Source organism: Enemella evansiae, assembly GCF_004362375.1.
Lineage (GTDB): Bacteria > Actinomycetota > Actinomycetes > Propionibacteriales > Propionibacteriaceae > Enemella > Enemella evansiae.
On sequence record NZ_SNXA01000010.1, the window covers coordinates 38,101 to 57,278 of the forward strand.

At 69.9% G+C, this 19,178-nt stretch carries 16 protein-coding genes; 8 read left to right on the forward strand and 8 right to left on the reverse strand.

Going from position 1 to position 19,178, the window contains the following annotated elements; genetic code table 11:
- The first annotated feature begins 100 nt into the window (after nt 1-100).
- Genes C8D81_RS11610 through C8D81_RS11630 form a run of 5 tightly spaced genes read left to right on the forward strand, consistent with a single transcriptional unit; the run spans nt 101 to nt 8,283 of the window.
- A complete protein-coding gene (locus C8D81_RS11610; RefSeq protein WP_133626111.1) occupies nt 101-1,885 on the forward strand; it encodes an outer membrane protein assembly factor BamB family protein in 1,785 nt (594 codons plus the stop codon).
- The gene (locus C8D81_RS11615; RefSeq protein WP_133626112.1) at nt 1,882-3,810 is read left to right on the forward strand and encodes a hypothetical protein; all 1,929 of its coding nucleotides are present in this window, start codon (nt 1,882-1,884) and stop codon (nt 3,808-3,810) included. The genes C8D81_RS11610 and C8D81_RS11615 overlap by 4 nt, the downstream gene beginning before the upstream one ends.
- A complete protein-coding gene (locus C8D81_RS11620; RefSeq protein ID WP_166646784.1) occupies nt 3,807-5,216 on the forward strand; it encodes an MFS transporter in 1,410 nt (469 codons plus the stop codon). Before C8D81_RS11615 ends, C8D81_RS11620 begins: the two co-directional genes overlap by 4 nt.
- The gene (locus tag C8D81_RS11625) at nt 5,213-7,213 is read left to right on the forward strand and encodes a hypothetical protein (protein ID WP_133626113.1); all 2,001 of its coding nucleotides are present in this window, start codon (nt 5,213-5,215) and stop codon (nt 7,211-7,213) included. Before C8D81_RS11620 ends, C8D81_RS11625 begins: the two co-directional genes overlap by 4 nt.
- Complete coding sequence (locus tag C8D81_RS11630; RefSeq protein ID WP_166646785.1) at nt 7,210-8,283, forward strand: glycoside hydrolase family 88 protein; 1,074 nt, start codon at nt 7,210-7,212, stop codon at nt 8,281-8,283. The genes C8D81_RS11625 and C8D81_RS11630 overlap by 4 nt, the downstream gene beginning before the upstream one ends.
- Here C8D81_RS11630 and C8D81_RS11635 read toward each other — a convergent pair.
- Nucleotides 8,264-8,878, reverse strand: a complete 615-nt coding sequence (locus C8D81_RS11635) for a hypothetical protein (RefSeq protein WP_094356875.1) — start codon at nt 8,876-8,878, stop codon at nt 8,264-8,266. The two genes, C8D81_RS11630 and C8D81_RS11635, sit on opposite strands and share 20 nt — an antisense overlap.
- A 46-nt stretch (nt 8,879-8,924) precedes the next feature.
- Between C8D81_RS11635 and C8D81_RS20930 the strand changes: the two genes are divergently transcribed.
- Complete coding sequence (locus C8D81_RS20930; RefSeq protein ID WP_166646786.1) at nt 8,925-9,077, forward strand: DLW-39 family protein; 153 nt, start codon at nt 8,925-8,927, stop codon at nt 9,075-9,077.
- 310 nt (nt 9,078-9,387) lie between these two features.
- Here C8D81_RS20930 and C8D81_RS11640 read toward each other — a convergent pair whose 3' ends face one another.
- The 4 genes from C8D81_RS11640 to C8D81_RS11655 all read right to left on the reverse strand — a co-directional run bounded on the left by C8D81_RS11640 (nt 9,388) and on the right by C8D81_RS11655 (nt 13,592).
- Nucleotides 9,388-10,083 (reverse strand): RNA polymerase sigma factor, encoded by a 696-nt coding sequence (locus C8D81_RS11640; protein ID WP_133626115.1) that lies wholly within the window; start codon nt 10,081-10,083, stop codon nt 9,388-9,390.
- Nucleotides 10,084-10,319: 236 nt separating this feature from the next.
- Nucleotides 10,320-11,768 (reverse strand): N-acetylglucosamine/diacetylchitobiose ABC transporter substrate-binding protein, encoded by a 1,449-nt coding sequence (gene ngcE, locus C8D81_RS11645; RefSeq protein WP_166646787.1) that lies wholly within the window; start codon nt 11,766-11,768, stop codon nt 10,320-10,322.
- Between the two features lie 22 nt (nt 11,769-11,790).
- Complete coding sequence (locus tag C8D81_RS11650) at nt 11,791-12,678, reverse strand: carbohydrate ABC transporter permease (RefSeq protein WP_094356872.1); 888 nt, start codon at nt 12,676-12,678, stop codon at nt 11,791-11,793.
- Complete coding sequence (locus C8D81_RS11655; RefSeq protein WP_094356871.1) at nt 12,675-13,592, reverse strand: carbohydrate ABC transporter permease; 918 nt, start codon at nt 13,590-13,592, stop codon at nt 12,675-12,677. The genes C8D81_RS11650 and C8D81_RS11655 overlap by 4 nt, the downstream gene beginning before the upstream one ends.
- A gap of 356 nt (nt 13,593-13,948) precedes the next feature.
- On the opposite strand from C8D81_RS11655, the gene C8D81_RS11660 reads away from it, so the two are divergent.
- The gene (locus C8D81_RS11660) at nt 13,949-15,352 is read left to right on the forward strand and encodes an aldehyde dehydrogenase family protein (RefSeq protein ID WP_094426366.1); all 1,404 of its coding nucleotides are present in this window, start codon (nt 13,949-13,951) and stop codon (nt 15,350-15,352) included.
- Between the two features lie 20 nt (nt 15,353-15,372).
- Here the strand turns inward: C8D81_RS11660 and C8D81_RS11665 are convergent, their stop codons facing one another.
- Both C8D81_RS11665 and C8D81_RS11670 read right to left on the reverse strand, forming a co-directional pair.
- Nucleotides 15,373-16,032, reverse strand: coding sequence for a response regulator (locus C8D81_RS11665; protein WP_094356869.1), 660 nt, complete (start codon nt 16,030-16,032; stop codon nt 15,373-15,375).
- 43 nt (nt 16,033-16,075) lie between these two features.
- Nucleotides 16,076-17,341, reverse strand: coding sequence for a sensor histidine kinase (locus C8D81_RS11670; protein WP_094404316.1), 1,266 nt, complete (start codon nt 17,339-17,341; stop codon nt 16,076-16,078).
- Nucleotides 17,342-17,519: 178 nt separating this feature from the next.
- Here C8D81_RS11670 and C8D81_RS20935 point away from each other — a divergent pair, with 178 nt between their 5' ends.
- Nucleotides 17,520-18,098, forward strand: coding sequence for a hypothetical protein (locus C8D81_RS20935; RefSeq protein ID WP_094356867.1), 579 nt, complete (start codon nt 17,520-17,522; stop codon nt 18,096-18,098).
- A 113-nt stretch (nt 18,099-18,211) separates the two neighbouring features.
- Here the strand turns inward: C8D81_RS20935 and C8D81_RS11675 are convergent, their stop codons facing one another.
- On the reverse strand, nt 18,212-19,117 hold the full coding sequence (locus tag C8D81_RS11675; protein ID WP_166646788.1) for an EamA family transporter: 906 nt from the start codon (nt 19,115-19,117) through the stop codon (nt 18,212-18,214).
- Between the last annotated feature and the right edge of the window lie 61 nt (nt 19,118-19,178).

Sequence of the window (19,178 nt, forward strand, 5' to 3'; positions counted from 1 at the left end):
GACCCGTTGCAGATCGCTTGCTGCAACAACCTTGCCGACCATATCCAACCGCCGCCACGGCACCGGTATTCCCAGACCGTTCGCTGGTTAGAGTCATCGCATGCGGACCGCGGCGACCAGGACCCCTCGGGGCTCCGGCTGGCTCGCCGGGGTGGTCGCGATCCTGCTGCTCGCCGGCCTGGTGGTGGTCACCGCGGTCGCCTTCGCGCCGATCTCGGCACTGCCGGCGAACGAGGGGGCCCGGTACGCCGCCACGCCCGGCAGCACCGAACGGGTCGGTCTCGGTCGCGCCGAGTTCCCCGCCTCGGTGGAGAACCGCCTGCTGGACGGCACCGCGGTCGCCCTGGCCGTGCCACCGGTGGTGCTGGCCGGGACCGGACCGGTCGGGCCGGTGACCACGATGCGCTGGCTGGAGGAGGTGGTCAGCCCCGATGTGCCCGGCGGACCGGGGGCCGAGGAGGTCACCGCCCAGGCCACCCTGCGCTCGGCCACCGATGCCGGGCTCTCCCTGCACGCCCGCTACGGGCGGGAGAATCTGGCGCTGGAACCGGCCCTGCTGGAGCTAGCGGCCCGGGTCGCCGTCGGCGAGCGCTGGTCCTCCGACGGCACCGTGACCAGTCCCCAGGGGCAGGGCCGCTACGCCAACCAGTCCGTCGCCCGGCCCGGGCCCGAGGGCTGCCTGGTGGTGGAGTCGACGACCACGCTGCGACTGGCCACCGAGACCACCCGGACCGATGTGGCGACCTGGTGCCGCGACCGCGGCATCGTCGACGGGACGCCGACCCTGGCCGGTCTGTCGCGGCAACCGTTCACCGACCGCTGGCCCGAGCCTGGTCCGGCGCTGCCCGCCGACTGGACCGGTGTCCGGGAGGAGCTGACCCGCCGCCCCCCGGTGGTGGTCCGCGGCCCGGCCGGCGGCACCGAACCCTGGCCCCGGATCGTCGACAGCGCCCGGCCCGCCGTGCTCAGCCGCAGCGGCACCCTGTTCAGCGTCGGTCAGCTCAGTGACGACATCGCCGGCCACCGCCCCGCCGGGGAGACCCTGCTGACCCGCTGGTGGGGGCTGCCCGCCGGCGGCGTACTGAACCTGAACACCACCGGAGACATCGTGCTCGCCACCAGCGGGGACCGCCGGCTGGTGGCGTACACCGAAGCCGGGCTGCGGCTGTGGTCGACCCGACTCAGCGACATCGCCCCCGACGGGGCGGTCGGCCTCGGATCGGACCGGGTGGTGCTGAGCACGCTGAGCGGCACCCTGGAGGCTTACGAGTTGCGCACCGGGCGGCGGCTGTGGCGCACCGAGGTTCCCGACGGCGCCGACGGGCGGCCCTGGGTGATCGGCGACACCGTCTATGTCAGCCGCAAGGCCGATGCCGGGCTGGCCGCCGTCGACGGCCGGACCGGTGCGCTGCGCTGGAGCAACAACGACCTCGCCTACGAGCTGGCCGGGGTGGCCGAGGACCGCGGGGTGCTGCTCGCGGTCTCCCGCTACGGCACCCTGTTGCGCATCGACGCCCGCAGCGGTGCCTCACGGAGCAGTGGGGTCGCCGGGCTCGGCAGCCGCCCGGACCGGCTGGTACCCGGCATCGACGACCCGGCGGTCTCCGCGCTGCGCACCCGGGACGGGGTGCTGCTGCTGGACACCGCGACCGGCGGCGTGCTCACCGAACTGCCCGGCGCGCGCGACGTGGTCGCCGCCGGCGAGGGCTGGTGGATCCGGGAGGACGGCTCGGTCCGGCTGCTCGATCCGCGCGGCCGGGAACTGCGCCGGCTCGCGGTGAGCGGCCCGGTGCCCGCCGATGCCCGGATCCTGCTCGGCCCCGACCGGATCTGGCTCGTCGGCAGCACCGATTCCGCTCTGGACGTGGTCTGGGTGGGCCGATGACGATCCTCACCCGGCTCTGGCAGGTGCTCCGCTTCATCGTCCTGCACACCTTCATCGACCCGATCCGCAGCGGCCACCTCAAGGAGAACCCGCAGCATCCCTGGCCGCGGGGGATGCGCTGGCTGGTCGGGATCAGTGTCGGGTTGTACGCCCTGCTGACCGTGCTCGGCCTGGCCGCCGGCCGGTTGCGGATGCTGGATCTGGCCACCGGGCGGGGCCAGTCGATCCCGTGGGCGACCGGGCCGTTCCTGCTGCTGGCCGCGATCGTCGGCCTCAGCCTGGCCTACCTGGCCGCGCTGCATGCGGGCTGGCGGTTGCAGCTCCCGCTGGCGGTGCTGCTGGCGGTCGTGCTCGGTGGTACGCCGACCAGTCCCGGACTGAGCGGGCTGCTGCCGACCGCGGTCGCGCTGCTGGTGCTGATCGGCTTCGGACTGTGGCGCCGGCGCCGGCCGCTGAATCCCTGGGAGTTCGTGGTCGCGCTGCTGGTGATCGGGTCGTTGCTGGCCAGCCGGTTGCTGGCGCCGCTGTTCATCGGGGCGGGGATGCAGCAGTGGGGCCTCACCCTGCTCGGCTACTGGATCAGTCTGCTCACCGTGATCACCGCTCCCTCCGCGCTGCTCGCCGGTGCGGCGATGACCGAGCTCACGGTCCGGCTCGGTGCCTGGACCGCCCGCGGCGTCTGGGAGGCGGTGCCCGGTGCCGATCCCGGGACGCGGACCCGCCGGCTGATCGGTGGCTGGTTGTTGGCGGTCGTGGTGGTCGGTTCGCTCGCCCGCGAGGTCTGGCTGGCGGTCACCGATGTGAACATGGAGCCGGCCGGGATCGCGTTGGCGGCCGGTTATCTGCTGCTGGTGGCGGCCGCCGGGTTGGCGGTGCTCCGGTTCGCGCCGGGCTCGGTGGCTCGCGGCGTACCCACCGATGTCGACGACCTGGCCAGTGCCTGGTCGCGGACCTCGTGGCCGCTGGCGCTGCTGCTGGCGCTGTCGGTGTTCGGCGGGGTGGTGCTGCAACTGCTGTTCAGCCTGTTCGGGCTGCGCCGGGTCCGGTTGGACTCCTTCTGGACCGGTGGCCTGGCCGCGGTCGCGGCGGCCGCGGTGGCGATCGGCCTGGGGGTGTTGTGGGCGCGCCGGGGCCGGACCGCGGCCGCGTTGCTGGCGACCGTGTTCGGCGGTGGGCTGCTGGTCACCCAGCTGGTGCTGCTGCTGCAGGTCACCTTCGACACCCGGCAGATCGTCTCGGCCTCGGTGCTGCTGGCCACCGGGGTGCTGATCTGGTTGCTCGCGACCCGGCGGCTCACCGCGGACCGGGGGCTGGCGATCGCCTCCCTGCTGCTGATCGGGCGGCTGCACGAATACCGCGACATCATCGACGAACCGTTGGCCGCCATCTTCGCCGCCACCGGTGGCGGGGCGCTGTTGCTGCTCGGTCTGCTCTGGCGCCAGCTCACCGAATACCAGATGGCCCGCGGCCACAGCCGGACCCTGCCGCACTACGTCCGGGTGCTGCTGGCGCTGGCCAACATGACCCTGATCGGGATGACCGTCTCGCACTTCGCGCTCAGCGGATCCCCGGGCACCGCGCAGCTCAAGGTGCTGGAGAACGGCGGCGACGACCAGCTCGGCGGGGCCCTGCTGCTCGCCGCCCTGGTCGCCGGGCTGCTGCTCGCGGTCCGCGGCCGCGAGGGCGGCGATCAACGCCCCGGTGAGGAGTTCCGGGTCGATCACCCGATCCTCGTCGAACCCAAGTCCCCGCTGGCTGCCAGCAGCGACCGTGTCCCCCCACGTTCCTCGAGTAGGTCGCGCAGCGACCGTGTCCCCCCACGTTCCTCGAGTAGGTCGCGCAGCGACCGTGTCCCCCCACGTTCCTCGAGTAGGTCGCGCAGCGACCGTGTCGAGAGGAATCCCCCCACCCAGGAATTCCCGTGACCCGCATCCCACCGGGTCCCGGGCGCGCGGAGCGGACCGTCTTCGCGCTCGGCGATGCGTACGCCGGGGGCGCGTCCTCGCTGATCGCGGTGCTGCACCTGGTCTTCCTCACCGACATCGTCGGGTTGAATCCGGCGCTCGCCGGGACCGCGGCGCTGCTCGCGAAACTCTGGGATGCGATCAACGACCCGCTCACCGGTGCGCTCAGCGACCGTACCCGGACCCGGATCGGTCGGCGCCGGCCGTGGATCATCGGCGGCGGGTTGCTGCTGATCGGCGGGATGACCCTGCTCTGGTGGCCGCAACCCCCGGTCCGCGACCAGCTCGCCCTGGCAGCGTGGGCGATGGGCACCTACATCGTCTACAACACCATCCAGACGACGATCGCGGTGCCCTATGCCTCGCTGAGCACCGAGTTGAGCACCGACCCGGCGATCCGCAACCGGATCAATGTGCTTCGGCTGCTCTGTTCCACCGTCGCCAGTGCCTCGCTCACCCTGATCGCCACCCAACTGGTCACCCTCTACCGCGAGGGGTCGCTCTCCGCCCGGGGCCTGCAGCTCGCCCTGGTCGGCGGCTTCGGGTCGGTGTTCACGATCCTGGTGCTGCTGGTCGGAATCTGTTGCCGGGAACGGGTTCCGCTGCCACCGAGACCGACGCGACTTCGCTTCTTCAGCGGGTTCGCCGCACCGCTGAAGGTGCCGGCCTTCCGGGTGCTGCTCGGCATGTACCTGGCGCAGGCGATCGCGATGGACATCATCTCCGCGACCCTGCTCTACTACTCCGCCAACGTGGTCCGCGGCATCAACCCGACCGTCTTCCTGGGCACCTTCATCGCCATCAACCTGATCGCCTTCCCGATCGTCGGGCAGCTGGTGAAGCGGGTCAGCAAACACACCATCTATCGCACGCTGCTGCCGGTGGCACTGGTCGCGATCTGGGTCGTCGCGCTCTATCCGCGCGGTGGCTCGCCGCTGGGGGTGTACGCCGCAGCGGCCCTGCTGGCGATCGGGATGTCGGGTGCCCAGCTGCTCAGCTGGGTGATCTTCCCCGATGTGCTGGACGCCGCCGAGTTGGCCACCGGACGCCGCGACGCCGGCTCCTTCGGCGGTCTGATGACCTTCACCCGGGGCGTGGCGGCGGCGATCACGATCCAGCTGATCGGGCTGATGCTCTATCTCACCGGTTACCGCGTCCCGGTCGCCGGGCAGCTCCCGCCGCAGCAACCGGAGTCTGCGATCTGGGGCATCCGGCTGGTACTGCTGGTCGGGGTGTTCACGCTGCTTTCCGTTGCCTGGTTCATTTCCCGACGCTATCCCCTCACCCTGGACCGCACCCGTGGGATCGCCGCGGAGCTGGATCGGCGCCGCGGCGCCACCGTGACCGACACCCTGGAGCAACGATGACGAGCGACTGGACGATCAGCGGAGCGACCGATGAGGCGCGGGCGCCCAGCGGTGGCGAGGATCCGGGGATGGCGGTCAAGATGACCGGCGCCTCCTTCGCCGGTATCACCGATCTGGCCGCCGGGCGGCGCATCGATGAGACCGAACTGCTCGCGCTCTGCGACTTCGTCGATGCCCGCATCGACTGCGCCGACTTCCGGATGATCACCCTGCTCAAGGTGCGCTATGAGTGGGCAGAGCTGATCTCGGTGGCGACGCTGGCCCGGATCGACGCCAGCATCCTCGGATTCCGCTACTGGATGGACGAACCGGGCGAGGACTCGATGTGCTACTGGTCGGAGAACCACCAGTGCCTGTTCGCGGTCTGCGAATACCTGGCCGGAAACCTCTTCCCGGACAGGATTTTCGGGAATCTCGGTGTCAACGGACTGCGGCGCCGGGAACGGGGTGCGGCACGGTTGCGGGTCTGGCTCGCCGACCGGTTCCGGTTCGGGTTCACCGAGTGGCTGTCGAACACCTACTACGAGGAGGACATCGCCCCGCTGGCGCTGCTGGTCGACCACGCCCCCGACGAGTCGTTGCGCACCGAGGCGACGATGGTGCTCGACCTGCTGCATCTCGATCTGGCGCTGCACCGATTCGGCGGGCGGTTCGTGGGCAGCGCCGGGCGCTGTTACGAGGCGCAGAAGCAGGATCCGGCGACGGCCGATGTGAACGACATCCTGCGGGATGCGTTCGGCGGGCCGGGTGAGCCCGATCCGACCCGGATCTCTGCCGCGTACATCTTCCGCAGCCGGTATCGGGTTCCCGAGGTGATCGCCGCGATCGCCGCTGAACAAGGGGATCTCCAGGTCCGTGCCAGCCACGGACTGGACCTGGCCGAGGTCACCACCGCGGTCGGCGGGGACCGGGTACGCCGGGGTCTCTTCTTCTGGTTGATGGAGGCCTTCACCACCCCGGAGTCCATCGACGACACGATGACGCTGTTCGACCGCTGGCGGTTGCGCAGCAACTCCTTCCTGGCCCCGCTGGCACCGTTCGCACCGCTGCGGCGTACCGGCCTGCTGCCGGTGCTGGTCCGGTTGCTCAACCCGGCCACCCAGGGCGTTGCGATCCAGCGGGCGAACGTGCTCACCACCCGGACCCGGGGTTGGCTGCTGTCGGCCGCACAGCGTTACCAGCCACGGAAATTCGGCGACCAGCAGCATCTGTGGCAGGCCACCCTGCCCGGTGATGTCACGGTCTTCGCCAACCACCCCGGGGCGCCGATGTTCGACGACACCGCCCGCGGCTTCTCTCCGGCCTACTGGGTCGGCAACGGCATCAACCCCGACGTGGTCGCCGACGGCAACGCGCTGCTCGCGGTGCACGATCTGCGCGTCCGGGGCGGTTATCTGGAGTCGACCAGGCCGCTGTTCAGCCATCTGTGGTTCCCCACCGAGCGCTTCGATGAGGTGCTGCGTGGACCGGACTGGATCTGTGGCCGGGCGGGGGACTCGCTGATCGGCGTCCGCGCCGCTCACCCCCTCACGTCGGCTGAGCGACGAGGAACGAGGAGTCGAAGCCACGTCCCCGCCCCGTCGGCTGAGCGAGGCCACCTCCCCCCGTCGGCTGAGCGAGCGCCAGCGAGTCGAAGCCACGCCAGCGACTTCGTCCAGTCCGGCGAACTCACCGGCTGGGCGGTGCTCTGCTCCGACATCGGCGAATCCGGCAGCCTGGCCGAGTTCGCTCGGGGCATCGCCGCCAGCCCGCTGCTGCTCGCCGGCGACCTCGCCAGCTGGCGGTTGCCCACCGGTCCGGCGGCCCGCGGCCGGACCACCCTCTCGCTGCGCCGCGACGGGCCGGCGCTGGTCGACGGGCAGCCGATCGAGACCGAGTATCCCCGGTTGGACAGTCGGTTCGCCACCGTGGCCAGGGGACCGGAGCAGATCGAGATCTCCCATGCCGGCAAGGGATTGCGGCTGGACTGGACGAATCGTCGAAGGGAAGCATGGTGACCACTCCCGATCCGCTGCGCACCGCGATCGCGCTCTGCGACGACCTCACCGCCCGGGACCTGGCACAGGGCCGGATCCGCCGGTGGAGCTGGGGTCCGGCGCTGCTCGGCTTCGCGCTGACCGAGCTGGAGGCGTACGCCCCCGGGCACTATGACGACTGGCTGGGTGCCTGGGCCGAGCACCATCTCACCCATCCGCCGCGGATCGACCAGTCCGACATGGCCGCGCCCGCGCTGATCACGCACCCGCTCGGGCGGCGTACCGACGATCCGCGACTGGCCGAACTCACCGAGCGGGTGGTGCACTATCTGCGGCACGAACCGCGGCTCGTCGACGATGTCACCAACCATCTCGGCCCGAGTGCGATCGGGCGGCTCTATCCGCGTTCGGTCTGGGTGGACAGCCTGATGATGTTCGGGGTGTTCGCCGCGATCCGCGGCCGCGACCGGGGCGAGGCCGATCTGGTCGAGCTGGCCGCCCGGCAGCCGGAGCAGTACGCCCGGTTGCTGCAGGACGAGCGGACCGGACTGTGGGCGCACGCCTGGTGGGCGGGTCGCCGGAAGCCTTATCCACAAGGGGTTTTCTGGGGTCGCGGCAATGGCTGGGTGCTGGCGGCGTTGCCGATGATCGTCGAGGCGATCGGGGTGGCGCACCCGCGCGCCGATGTGATCGCTGGCCTGCTGGGGCGTACTTCGTCGGCGATGGTGGCCCGGCAGCGACCCGACGGGGCGTTCAACACCCTGCTCAGCCAGCCCTCCTATCGGGAGCTGTCGGCGACCGCGCTGGCGGCGGCCGGCTGGTTCAGCGGGGTACGCCTGGGGCTGCTGCCGGCCTGGTATCGGGAGCCCGCCGAGCTGGCACTGGCCGCGGTCACCGCTGCGGTGCACACCGAGCGCGGCCAGTGGGTGCTACCGGAGATCTCCGGGCCGACCATTCCGCTGCCGCTGTTCCCGCGGACCGGTTATCTGCTGGTCCCGCGGGGCGCGAACTGGGACTACGGGGTGGCCGCGTTCGTCTTCGCGGCGATCGCCCGCGAGCGACTGCTCGGGGCTACTGCACCGGGCCGCTGAACTGGACCGGGCCCTTGTCGGCGGCGCCACCGTCGATCATGATCGTCACGTTCTGCAGCTGGTCGGCCGGGATCGCGAAGCCCATCGTCGCCTTGGCCTGCGCACCGGGTTGGACGACACCGGAGAAGGAATCGCCGAGCTGCTTGGTCTCGTCGACGATCTTGGGGGCGCCGACGTCGTCGTAGTAGCCCCAGACGGTGATCGCGGAGGTGTCGTAGGGCTGGCTGGACTGGTTGGTGACCAGGATCTCCGCGACCACCATGCTGCCCTCGGTGCCCTCGGCGCCGTGCTGCTGCGGATTCGTCACCGCCTTGGCGATGGTGGCGATCTCGACCAGCACCCCGTCGTCGTAGCGAGCCGCCTGGTCGAAGGTGAACTTGTCACCGGTCGGCGGATCGGTCGGTGCCGCCACCGGATCGGCGCGCGTCGGGCTCGAGCTCGGGATCGTCCCCGGCCCGTCCGCACCGGCCGAGGCGCCCGGTGTCGTTGCCCCCGGGGCGGGCGGCTTGCCGCAGCCGGCCAGTGGCAGCACGGCCAGGCAACCGATCGTCACTGCCACCAGGATGCCGTGTCGCGCGGTACGCCTCTGCTGCATGCGACCACCGTAGACCGCTTGGGAGCACCCCCGTAGCCTTTGCCCCATGAAGAAGCTGCTCGTGTTGCTGGCCGGGGTCGTCGGGACGCTCGGGGTGGTCATGGTGCGGCAGAACCGCAAGGCCCAGGCCGAGGCCGAACTCTGGGCCGAGGCCACCGACCCGCTGAGCCCCACCGAACGCCCCCCGCACGCCGGCTGAGCACTCGCCCCGCTCGTCGAGCAGCTCGCGCAGCGACCGACCCCCCACGTTCGTCGAGTAGGCCGCGCAGCGCCGGCCCCCCACGTTCGTCGAGTAGGTCGCGCAGCGACCGTGTCGAGACGAACTGGCTCATCTCGACACGCGATCCATTGCTCCGCTTCGCTGCGCATGGCTCGCTACTCGATGAGCGTGGGGGTGTCCGCTGGGCATGGCTCGCTACTCGATGAGCGTGGGGGTGTCCGCTGGGCATGGCTCGCTACTCGATGGGTGTGGGGGTGTCCGCTGGGCATGGCTCGCCATTCGATGGGCGTCAGGCGATCTCGGCGAGTTCGGCGGCGTGGGCGCGCATCCGGCGTACCGCGACATGGCAGCGCTGCCGGACGGCGCCGGGGTTGGCGTGGTGGCGTTCGGCGGCGGCCGCCCCGCTGCAGCCCTCGGCGTACACGGTGGCGAGCAGGGCGCCGGTGGCCCGGTCGATCAGGCCGAGCCGGCGGGCGGCGCGGATCAGCCGGCGGGCGGTGAGCTCGTCGGCGGTCTCCAGCACCGGCGGCAGCAATCGCTCCAGCTCGGGCTCGGCCACGGGGACCAGCTGCTGGTGCCGCTCCGCACGCACCGCCTTCAGCGTGTCCAGGGCCAGGTTGGCCGCGATCCGGCGTGGCCGGCGGTCCAGCGGATACCGCCGGATCACCAGCCACAGCTGCGCGAGATAGTCATCGATTCCGGCCGACGGGTCCCGCCGCGCCATCCGTCGCAGCTTCGGCAGCATGGTCTGCAGCACCACCCGCCCGGCCAGCGGGCAACCGGCGGCATCCTCGGCGAGCAGCGCCGCCAGCGTCGCATCGGGCTGCTCGGCGATCCGCTCCAGCACCGCCAGGGGCCCCTCGCAGCCGGCCAGCACCGGGTGTCGCTCGGCCCAGCCGCGGACCCGTGCCCCGCTGTGTTCGACCAGGTACGCCCAGTCCTCGGCGAGGTGGTCGAGGTGTTCGCGATCGCTGCTGCTGTTCATCATCTGCTCCCTTCGTCGGCCCTGGGATGAGCCTGTCCGGGGAGCGTTGCGGCAGGTGTTGTCCGAAACGTGCAGGTGTTGTCCGGACCCCGACACGCCGCCGGGAAACGTGACGAGGCGGCGCCATCCGCTCGGATGACACCGCCTCGTTTCGGTCCGGGACCCCGTGGCTTCGACTCGTTCCTCGCTCAGCCGACGGGGGATCTCGTTCCTCGCTCAGCCGATGGGGACCGGCATCACTTGACCTGGTACTTGGTGATCTTCGGATCCGCCTTCACCTGATCGGCGGCCTTCTGCATGTTCTCGCAAAACTGCTCCGGGGTCGCCTTGCCGGTGAGCAGGTTGCGGACCTGGTCCTTGGAGGCGTTCTTGATCGGCGCGTACCAGGTGTCGTACTGCAGGTTGAAGACATTGCTGCCCGCCGCCTGCTGGGCGTCGGCCACCGACTGCAACGCGGTCGAGGGGTTGGTCAACCGCTTGCCGGCGTCCTTCACCGCGACCAGGCTGCCGGTCAGCTCGGCGAACTTCGAGGTCGCCTCGTTGGACAGCATCTGGCGCATGTACTCCAGGCCGCCAGCCTTGTTCTTGCTGGCCTCGGAGACCACGAAGGGCTCACCCGCGCTGCCGCGGATCGCGGTCTGCGGCATCTTGTCACCGGGCAGCGACGGGGTGGTGAACACCTTCATGTCGAAGCCCGCCGGCGCCTTCGACTGACCGGTGGACTTGTCCTTGAGCTCGTTCTCCAGCCAGGACCCGACCGGGATCATCGCCGCCTTGCCGAGCGCCCACTCGGCCTGCGAGGTGGTGTGGTCCAGACCCTCGGCGCCCGGTGCGATGAAGCCCTTGTCGTAGTACTCCCGCCAGGCCTTCGCGACGGCGAGCATCGAGTCGTCGGTCCAGGCACCGTCCTCGAGGTTGTCCAGCTTCTTGGCGTACTCCAGGCCACCGTTCTTGACCGCCATGGTGGCGATGATCGACGCCATGTACTGGGTGTGCACACCGGTGTGGATGTAGGGCGCCATCGCGCCGTCGGCCTTGATCTTCTCCGACAGCGCCATGAACTCGTCCCAGGTCTTCGGCACCGTCCAGCCCTTCTCGGTGAAGAGCTTGGAGGAGTACCAGATGCCCCACATCGAGAAGACGTAGTTCAGCTCGCGCATGATGCCGTCGAAGGAACCCTGCTGGACGGTACCCGGGGTGAGGATGTCGCGGATCTTGGTGTTCGGGTCGTCGACCGTGGGCGCATCGAGCAGCGGGGTCAGGTCGGCGACCTGCTTCTGCGCAACCAGCTGGGCGCGGGGCAGCGCGTCGGCGCCGGAGTTGTCGAACACCTCCGGCGGATTGGCCGCCTGGAACCGCGGCTGCAGCTCGGTGGCGATCTTGGTGGTGGACTTCATCTTGGCGACGTCGCCGCCGGCCCACTTGTTGTAGAGCGCCACCTGCTCGGTGCCGTACTTGTCGCCGTAACCGCCGTTGAAGATGACCACCTCGATCGGGGCCGACTTGTCCACCCCGAACGGGTTGTCGGGCGACTTCTGCTCACCCCCGGAGCTGCCGCTGCTGCCCGAGGTGTTGCCGCCGCCGGTCGCGCAGGCGCTGAGGGAGCCGAGGCCGATCACCGCGGCGCCACCGACGGCGATCTGGAAGAGGCTGCGGCGGCTGATGTTGTGTGGATCTGGGCTCATCATCGAGACCTTTCTGTGGGAATTACTTGACTGCGCCGGCGGTCATACCGGTCTGGATCTGCTTCTGGAAGATGAAATAGAGGATGAGGACCGGCGCCATGCCGATCACCAGTCCCGCGAACAGGCCGGAGAAGTCGGACCGGTAACCGGCGTCGGCGGCCATCCGGGCCAGGCCCTGGGTGATCACGTACCGGCTCGGGTCGGGGTTCAGGAACAGCGGGATCAGGTACTGGTTCCACAACCCGACGAGGTTGAAGATGCCGATCGAGACCAGGCCCGGGCGGGCCATCGGCAGCATCACCAGGAAGAACGTCTTGAAGTGCCCGGCCCCATCGACGAAGGAGGCCTCGTAGACCTCCTTGGGCAGCGCCCGGAAGAAGGAGGTCAGGAAGAACACGGTGAACGACAGCGCCCAGGCGGTGTAGACCGCGATCATCCCGCGGTAGGTGCCGAGCAGTTCCAGCCCGCGCATGATCCCGAACAGCGGCACCAGGGCGACGAACATCGGCACCGCGTTGGCGCCGACGAAGATGCCGAGCAGGATCTTGCGGCCCGGGAACTCGTAACGGGCCAGGCAGTAGGACACCATCGAGCCGAGCACCATCACCAGCACCACCGAGCAGCCGACGATGATCACCGTGTTCAGGAAGTAGGACGCGAACCCGGACTCACCCCAGGCCCGCGCATAGTTCTGGAACATCAGCGTCTTCGGCAACTTCCAGGAGTCGACGAAGATCTCGTTGTCGGTCTTCAGCGAGCTGGAGAACACCCACAGCACCGGGATCACGGTGACCAGGGTCCAGATGATCAGCACCACCTGGGTGACCACGCTGAGTCCCCGGCCCGTGCGCTCCCGGCGCAGCGGCTGCTGCGTCGGCGCCTGCTCGACCTGCTCATCGGTGAGGGTCACAGTTCCACCTGCTCTCGTCGGGTGATCCGGAAGGCCAGGGCGAGCAGGATCGAGGTGAGGAAGAAGACCACCACCGCCTGCGCGGAGGCGTACCCGATCCAGGCCTGCTCCTTGAAGGACCGGTAGACCGAGAGCGCCATCACCTCGGTCGCGCCGTTCGGTCCGCCCGGTCCGACGGTCATCACCTGGATGATCGCCAGCCCGTCGAGGCAGAAGATCGCCAGATAGATCAGCGCGGTCTGCACCGCCGGCCAGAGCAGCGGCAGGGTGATCCGGAAGAAGGTCTGGAACTTGGAGGCCTGGTCGATGGAGGCGGCCTCCAGCAGTTCCCGCGGGATCGCGGCCATCGCGGCGGAGAAGTAGACCATGTAGAAGCCGACGTGCATCCAGACCATCACCGTGATCACCGCGCCCAGGGCGAAGCGGTCATCGGCCAGCCAGGTCGGCCCGTCGATGCCGACGACGGAGAGCAGCGAGTTCAGCAGCCCGCGCGGCTGGAAGACCTGCTGGAACATGATGCCCAGGGCGGCCACCGAGATCACCTGCGGCACGAAGAACAGGAAGCGGTACGCCGGGGCGCCCCAGACGCCGCGGATCTGGCCGGCGCGGGCGCCGGAGAGATTGAGCATGGTGGCGAAGAACAGCGCGATGGCGATCGTGATCAGCGGCACCAGCACCAGCAGGATCAGGTTGTTGCGCAGGCCCCGCCAGAAGGTCAGATCGGGCGGTGCGCCGATCCCCAGGATGTATTTGTAGTTCTGCAGCCCGACGATGTTGAAATCCGGGGTGAGGCCCGTCCAGTCGGTGATCGACAGATAGAAGGCCTGCGCGAACGGGGACAGCACGAAGATCCCGAACAGGACCAGCGGCGGCACCAGGAATGTCAGCAGGAACGGGACGCGCCCTCGCTTCATCTACTCGGCCCCATCGTCGTCGGTGGGTCACCCTGGTGGTGACATCCGTGGAACAGATTTCTGTCAAACTACAAACTCGCGGGCCAAAGTTCCACCAACTCCGGTAACGATTCCCTCACCAACTCGTTTCCGGGTGGGTTCACCGAACCGGTGACCGTGCCCGAGCGAACACGAGCGGCTCGAGCGGACACGAGCGGCTCGAATCGGCGTACGCGCAGGGTCCAGCCCGGTGCCGAAGCCACCGTGCGCCCGGTCGTGCACATTCTGCATCGAGCCGTGCGCTGCCGGACAAGCGTGGGTGCCGCCCGGCGGCGGATACTCGGTCCATCCTCGTTCAAGGGAGAGGTTGGGGATCGATGGAGACCTACGAAAGTCTGCTGGCAGCGGTGAGCGTCGAGGACGGCGAACCGATCACGAATCCGGCCACCGATGAGGTGGTGGGGCGGGCACCGCAGGCCACGGCCGATGATCTGACGCGGGCGGTCGCGGCCGCCGAGAAGGCCCAGCCCGGCTGGGCGGCCCTCGGTCACGAACGCCGATCGCAGCTGCTGAACGAGGCCGCGGACGCGGTGGATCGTTCGGCGGAGGCGCTCGCCGAGCTGATCGCCCGCGAGCAGGGCAAGCCGCTGAACGGGCCCGGTGCCCGCTTCGAGGCCGGTGGGGTCGCCGCCTGGCTGCGCGCCGCGGCGGCCACCCCGTTGGAGCCGGAGCAGGTGCTGGATGACGAGACCGGTCGCGCGACCCTGAGCTACCGGCCGATCGGTGTGGTCGGCGCCATCGGGCCCTGGAACTGGCCCGCGCTGATCGCCAGCTGGCAGTTCGCGCCGGCGTTGCGGATGGGCAACACCGTGGTGCTGAAACCCAGTGAGTACACCCCGCTGTCGGTGCTTGCGCTCGGCGCGATCGTCAACCAGGTGCTCCCCGAAGGCGTCCTGCAGGTCCTCTCCGGTGGCCGTGACCTCGGCGCCGCGATGACCAATCAGCCCGGTTTCGGCAAGCTGATGTTCACCGGTTCGACCGCCACCGGCAGGGCCATCGTCGCGGAGAGTGCTGAGCAGCTGCCCCGCCTCACCCTCGAGCTCGGCGGCAACGATCCGGGAATCGTGCTCCCGGATGTGGATCCGGAGGCGATCGCCGAGGACCTGTTCTGGGGCGCCTTCATCAACACCGGTCAGACCTGTGCCGCGCTGAAGCGGCTCTATGTGCACGAGGACGTCTATGACGCGGTCGTCGCGGCGCTCACCGCCGTCGCGGAGAAGATGGCGATGGGACCGGGTACCGACGAGCAGAACGTGCTCGGCCCGCTGACCACCCCCCAGCAGTTCACGATCGTCGATCGCCTGGTCGAGCAGGCCAAGGCATCGGGTGCGCGGATCGTCCTCGGTGGCGAGCCGGACCGGGATGCACCCGGAAACTTCTATCCGGCCACCCTGGTCGCGGACATCGATCCCGATCAGCCCCTCGTCATCGAGGAGCAGTTCGGACCGGCACTGCCGATCATCCGCTACCGGGATCTGGATGAGGTGATCGGGCTCGCCAACGCACTCGACGCGGGCCTCGGTGCCTCGGTCTGGTCGAGTGATCCGGGGGCCGCGCGAGAGATCGCCACCCGGATCCAGTCCGGCACCGTGTGGATCAACAGCCACGGTGGGGTGCACCCGATGGTCCCGTTCGGCGGGGTGAAGGGGTCCGGATACGGCTTGGAGTTCGGCGTCGAGGGCCTCAAAGCGGTGGCCGTGCCCCAGGTGATCAACGGATAGGGCCCATTGGCGGGTACGCCTCAGCGACCGGCGATACCGGTCTCGTAGGCGAACAGCACCAGACCCACCCGGTCCCGGGCCTGCAGCTTGGACAGCAGCCGCCCGATATGGGTCTTCACGGTGCCCTCGGCCATGTAGAGCCGGGCGCCGATCTCGGCGTTGGTGGCGCCGTGGGCGATCTCGGTGAGCACCTCCAGCTCGCGCTCGGTGAGCACCTCCAGCCGCGGGTCGGGGCCGCTCTGCCCCGGGTTGGCGGGCAGGCTGGGCGCGATGTGATCGAGCAGCCGCCGGGTCGCGCTGGGGGCCACCACGGCATCGCCGGCGGCGACGTCGCGGATCGCGGCGAGCAGTTCCGCCGGCCGGGCGTCCTTGAGCATGAAGCCGGAGGCGCCGGCCTTCAGGGCCGCGAACACGTATTCGTCCAGATCGAAGGTGGTCAGCACCAGGACCCGGGTCGGGTTCTCCGAACCGACGAGCCGGCGGGTCGCCTCCACCCCGTCCAGCACCGGCATCCGGATGTCCATCAGCACCACATCGGCCGGGCGGGCGGTCAGCGCGGTGACCGCCTCCTGCCCGTCCGCTGCCTCCCCGACGACCTCCATGTCGTCCTCGGCCTCGATGAGCATCCGGAAGCCACTGCGTACCAGCGACTGGTCGTCGGCCAAAAAGACCCTGATCATGCGAAGACCCTGATCATGCGTACCTCTTCTGTGCGTGTGCGGGTCAGCCCCGGGCGGGCATCCCCGGCTGGGGCTGGGTGCGGATGCTGCCGGTGGGCAGCACCGGTACCAGTGCGCGTACCCCGAATCCTCCCGCAGATCGGGGTCCGACCTCCAGCACCCCGCCCATCGCACCGACCCGTTCGGCCATGCCCTTCAGCCCGTTGCCCATCCCGTCGGAGGCCGAACCCTGTCCGATGCCGTCGTCGACGACCTCGGCGATGATGCTCTCCCCGGAGTAGCGCAGCGTGACGAGCGCGCGGGCCTGCGGGCCGGCGTGCTTGAGGAAGTTGGTCAGCGCCTCCTGCACGACCCGGTACACGGTGAGCTGGGTCGCGGCACCGCAGGGTGGTGGTGTCCCCTCGACGCGCAGTTCGACCCGGTCACCCATCCGCTGCACCATCTCGGGGATGTCGCCCATGCCGGGCATCGGGGCGTACGCCTCACCCTCGTCGGATCCGGAGCGCAGGACGCCGACGATCCGGCGCATCTCGGTGAGCGCCTCGCGGCCGGTGCTGGCGATGGTGTCCAACACCTCGGCGGCCTTCTCCGGCTTCTTGGCCGCCATCGCGCGGCCGCCCTCGGCCTGCACGACCATCACCGACACCGAGTGGGCGACGATGTCGTGCAGTTCGCGGGCGATCTGCTGCCGGGCGCTGATCTCGGCCATCCGGGCCCGCTGGTCGCGTTCGGCGAGCAGGTTCTGGATCCGTTCGGCCTCGGCATTGGCCTGCTGCAGCTTGGCCCGCTCCGATTCCCGCAGCCGGCGGCCGACCACGTAGGGGGTCAGCACCATGCCCAGGCAGACCAGCACGGCGAGCACCGCGACGTTGACGTCCCAACCGGTGTCGGCCTTGTACCAGCTCATCGGACCGAGGGCGGAGGCCGCCCCGCCGATCACCAGCGCGATCCGCGATTCCCGGGCATCCACCCAGCGGGCCACCGAATAGACGACCAGCGGGATCACGATCAGGCAGGGCAGCGGGGTGTCGGACAGCAGCAGGTGGAACACGCCACCGACGCTGACCAGGCCGAGCATCAGCATCGGGAAGTGGCTGCGCAGCGCCAGCGGGGTGACCATGGTCAGCCCGACCAGGATCTGCCCCCAGCCGGAGAACCCCCAGTAGCCGTAGGTGAGCACCAGGAAATAGGGGAACACCGTGGTGAGCAGCAGGAATCCGGTCAACGCCAGATCACCGATCCACCCACGCGGGTGGTCGGTCAGCTCACCGTCGGGGGTGAGCGTCGTGGCGCGGCGCAGCATGGACATGGCGCGTCCAGACTAGGCGTACGCCGCTGGCGGGACATCGGTCTGTGGTCGCTCGGTGCGGGCCCGGTGATCGGTCCGTGGAACGGGATTGCGCTCATATAGGAAGACCCTATAAGGTCATCGCATTCATCAATGAGGTGTCGGCGATGGCCGGCGCCCGTCAGCGAAAGGGACCGCCGTGGCCATCATCTTCAGCCACACCGTCGACGATCTGCTCCGGGCCCGGGTGGCCCAGATGGCGTCCGCGGTGGACTGTGGGGCGATGGCGCCGGACGAGGCGGTGGACCAGATCGCGGCCGCCGGGCTGCTGGGCCGCCCGGTCGGGGCCGGTCTGCAGCGCTCGGCGGACACGGTCGCCGCGCTGGCCGAGGAATGCCCCACCACGGCGTACGCGGTGCTGCGGTCGCTGGGTGCCGAGGGGATCGCGGCCGATGTGCTGGAGCTGTCCTGGTACGCGGGACTGATCCGGGGCGGGCTGGCCGATGCCGAGACCGTGGTGGACCGCGGGACCCACGAGCGGTACCGGGTCGAGGTCGACGAGCTGCGCGCGGAGAGCTATTCGCTGCTCGGCGGCTGGCAGCGCTGGGCCTGCAACACGATGGCCGGCAGCATCAGCGAACTGTGGGTGCTGCTCGGTGCCGCCCGGCTGCTGGCGCGGCGGGCCGGTGAGCTGGCGGTCGAGCTCGATGGCCGCCCGGCCGCCCGCCGCCGACTGGCCGCCGTCTCCGCCCCGGTCTCCTTCGCCCTGGCCGGCTGACCCCGACCCCCCGTTCATCGAGTAGCCGCCCCGGCACCGCGTCAGCGGGGCCGGGGCGGCGTGTCGAGATGAACCCTGCTTTCCGGGGGCCTACCAACCGTCGGTCCGCCCGCTCACGGGGTCCGGACCGGTGCGTTGACCGGATCGGCGCGCCGCCGCAGCCGCAGGGAGGCGTACAGCACGCCGCCGACGACCAGGCAACCGCCGAGCAGCTCGGCCCAGGCTGGTACCTCGTCGAAGGCGAGCCAGCTGGAGAGCACGCCGACCACCGGCACCAGCATCGACCAGGGCGCGACCTGGCTGGAGGGGTGCCGGGCCATCAGGCTGTTCCAGATCCCGTACCCCAGGATCGAGGCGCAGACCACGATGTAGAGCATCCCCAGGTTCGCCGGCAGGGCTGCCGGGGTGAGCGCGGTGCCGAGCGCCTGGCCGATCCGGTGCGGACCCTCGAAGAGCAGCGACAGCCCGAGCATCGGCAGCGGCGGGATCAGCGACATCCAGAAGGTCAGCTGGATCGGCTTGGGCGCCTTCGCCTGCCGGGAGCAGATGTTGCCGATCGCCCAGCCGAGCCCGCCGCAGAGTGTCAGCAGCACCGGCAGCAGGGCGGCGGCCTGGGCGCGGTGCCAGGCGATCACGCTCAACCCCGCGACCGCGATCAGCACGCCGATCAACTGCTGGCGGGAAAGCCTTTCGTGCAGGAAGATCCCGGCGAGCAACACGGTGAACGGCGCCGAGGACTGCAGCACCACCGAGGCCAGCCCGGCCGGCATCCCGGCCACCATCGCGACATAGAGGAAGGCGAACTGCAGCACGCCGAGCCCGATCCCGGTGCCGATCAGCCAGCGCAGCTTGATCTGCGGCCGCGGGACGAACAGCAGGGTGGGGATCGCCAGCAGGGTGAACCGCAGGGAGGCCGCGAGCATCGGCGGATAGTGCTGCAGGGCGTACGCGGTGGCCGGGAAGTTGAGCCCCCACAGCACGGCCACGCTCAGGGCCAGGAGCTTCTCGCGTGCGGTCATGGTTTCATCCTGCGCCCGGCGATCAGTGAAGGACAATCACAATGTTCTGAAGTGACGATGT

Bases quoted from the DNA above. Each gene is read 5' to 3' on its own strand.
- C8D81_RS11610 (WP_133626111.1), top strand. From the start codon at position 101: ATGCGGACCGCGGCGACCAGGACCCCTCGGGGCTCCGGCTGGCTCGCC.
- C8D81_RS11615 (WP_133626112.1), top strand. From the start codon at position 1,882: ATGACGATCCTCACCCGGCTCTGGCAGGTGCTCCGCTTCATCGTCCTG.
- C8D81_RS11625 (WP_133626113.1), top strand. From the start codon at position 5,213: ATGACGAGCGACTGGACGATCAGCGGAGCGACCGATGAGGCGCGGGCG.
- C8D81_RS11635 (WP_094356875.1), bottom strand. From the start codon at position 8,878: ATGCAGCAGAGGCGTACCGCGCGACACGGCATCCTGGTGGCAGTGACG.
- C8D81_RS20930 (WP_166646786.1), top strand. From the start codon at position 8,925: ATGAAGAAGCTGCTCGTGTTGCTGGCCGGGGTCGTCGGGACGCTCGGG.
- C8D81_RS11640 (WP_133626115.1), bottom strand. From the start codon at position 10,083: ATGAACAGCAGCAGCGATCGCGAACACCTCGACCACCTCGCCGAGGAC.
- ngcE (WP_166646787.1), bottom strand. From the start codon at position 11,768: ATGAGCCCAGATCCACACAACATCAGCCGCCGCAGCCTCTTCCAGATC.
- C8D81_RS11655 (WP_094356871.1), bottom strand. From the start codon at position 13,592: ATGAAGCGAGGGCGCGTCCCGTTCCTGCTGACATTCCTGGTGCCGCCG.
- C8D81_RS11660 (WP_094426366.1), top strand. From the start codon at position 13,949: ATGGAGACCTACGAAAGTCTGCTGGCAGCGGTGAGCGTCGAGGACGGC.
- C8D81_RS11665 (WP_094356869.1), bottom strand. From the start codon at position 16,032: ATGATCAGGGTCTTTTTGGCCGACGACCAGTCGCTGGTACGCAGTGGC.
- C8D81_RS11670 (WP_094404316.1), bottom strand. From the start codon at position 17,341: ATGTCCATGCTGCGCCGCGCCACGACGCTCACCCCCGACGGTGAGCTG.
- C8D81_RS11675 (WP_166646788.1), bottom strand. From the start codon at position 19,117: ATGACCGCACGCGAGAAGCTCCTGGCCCTGAGCGTGGCCGTGCTGTGG.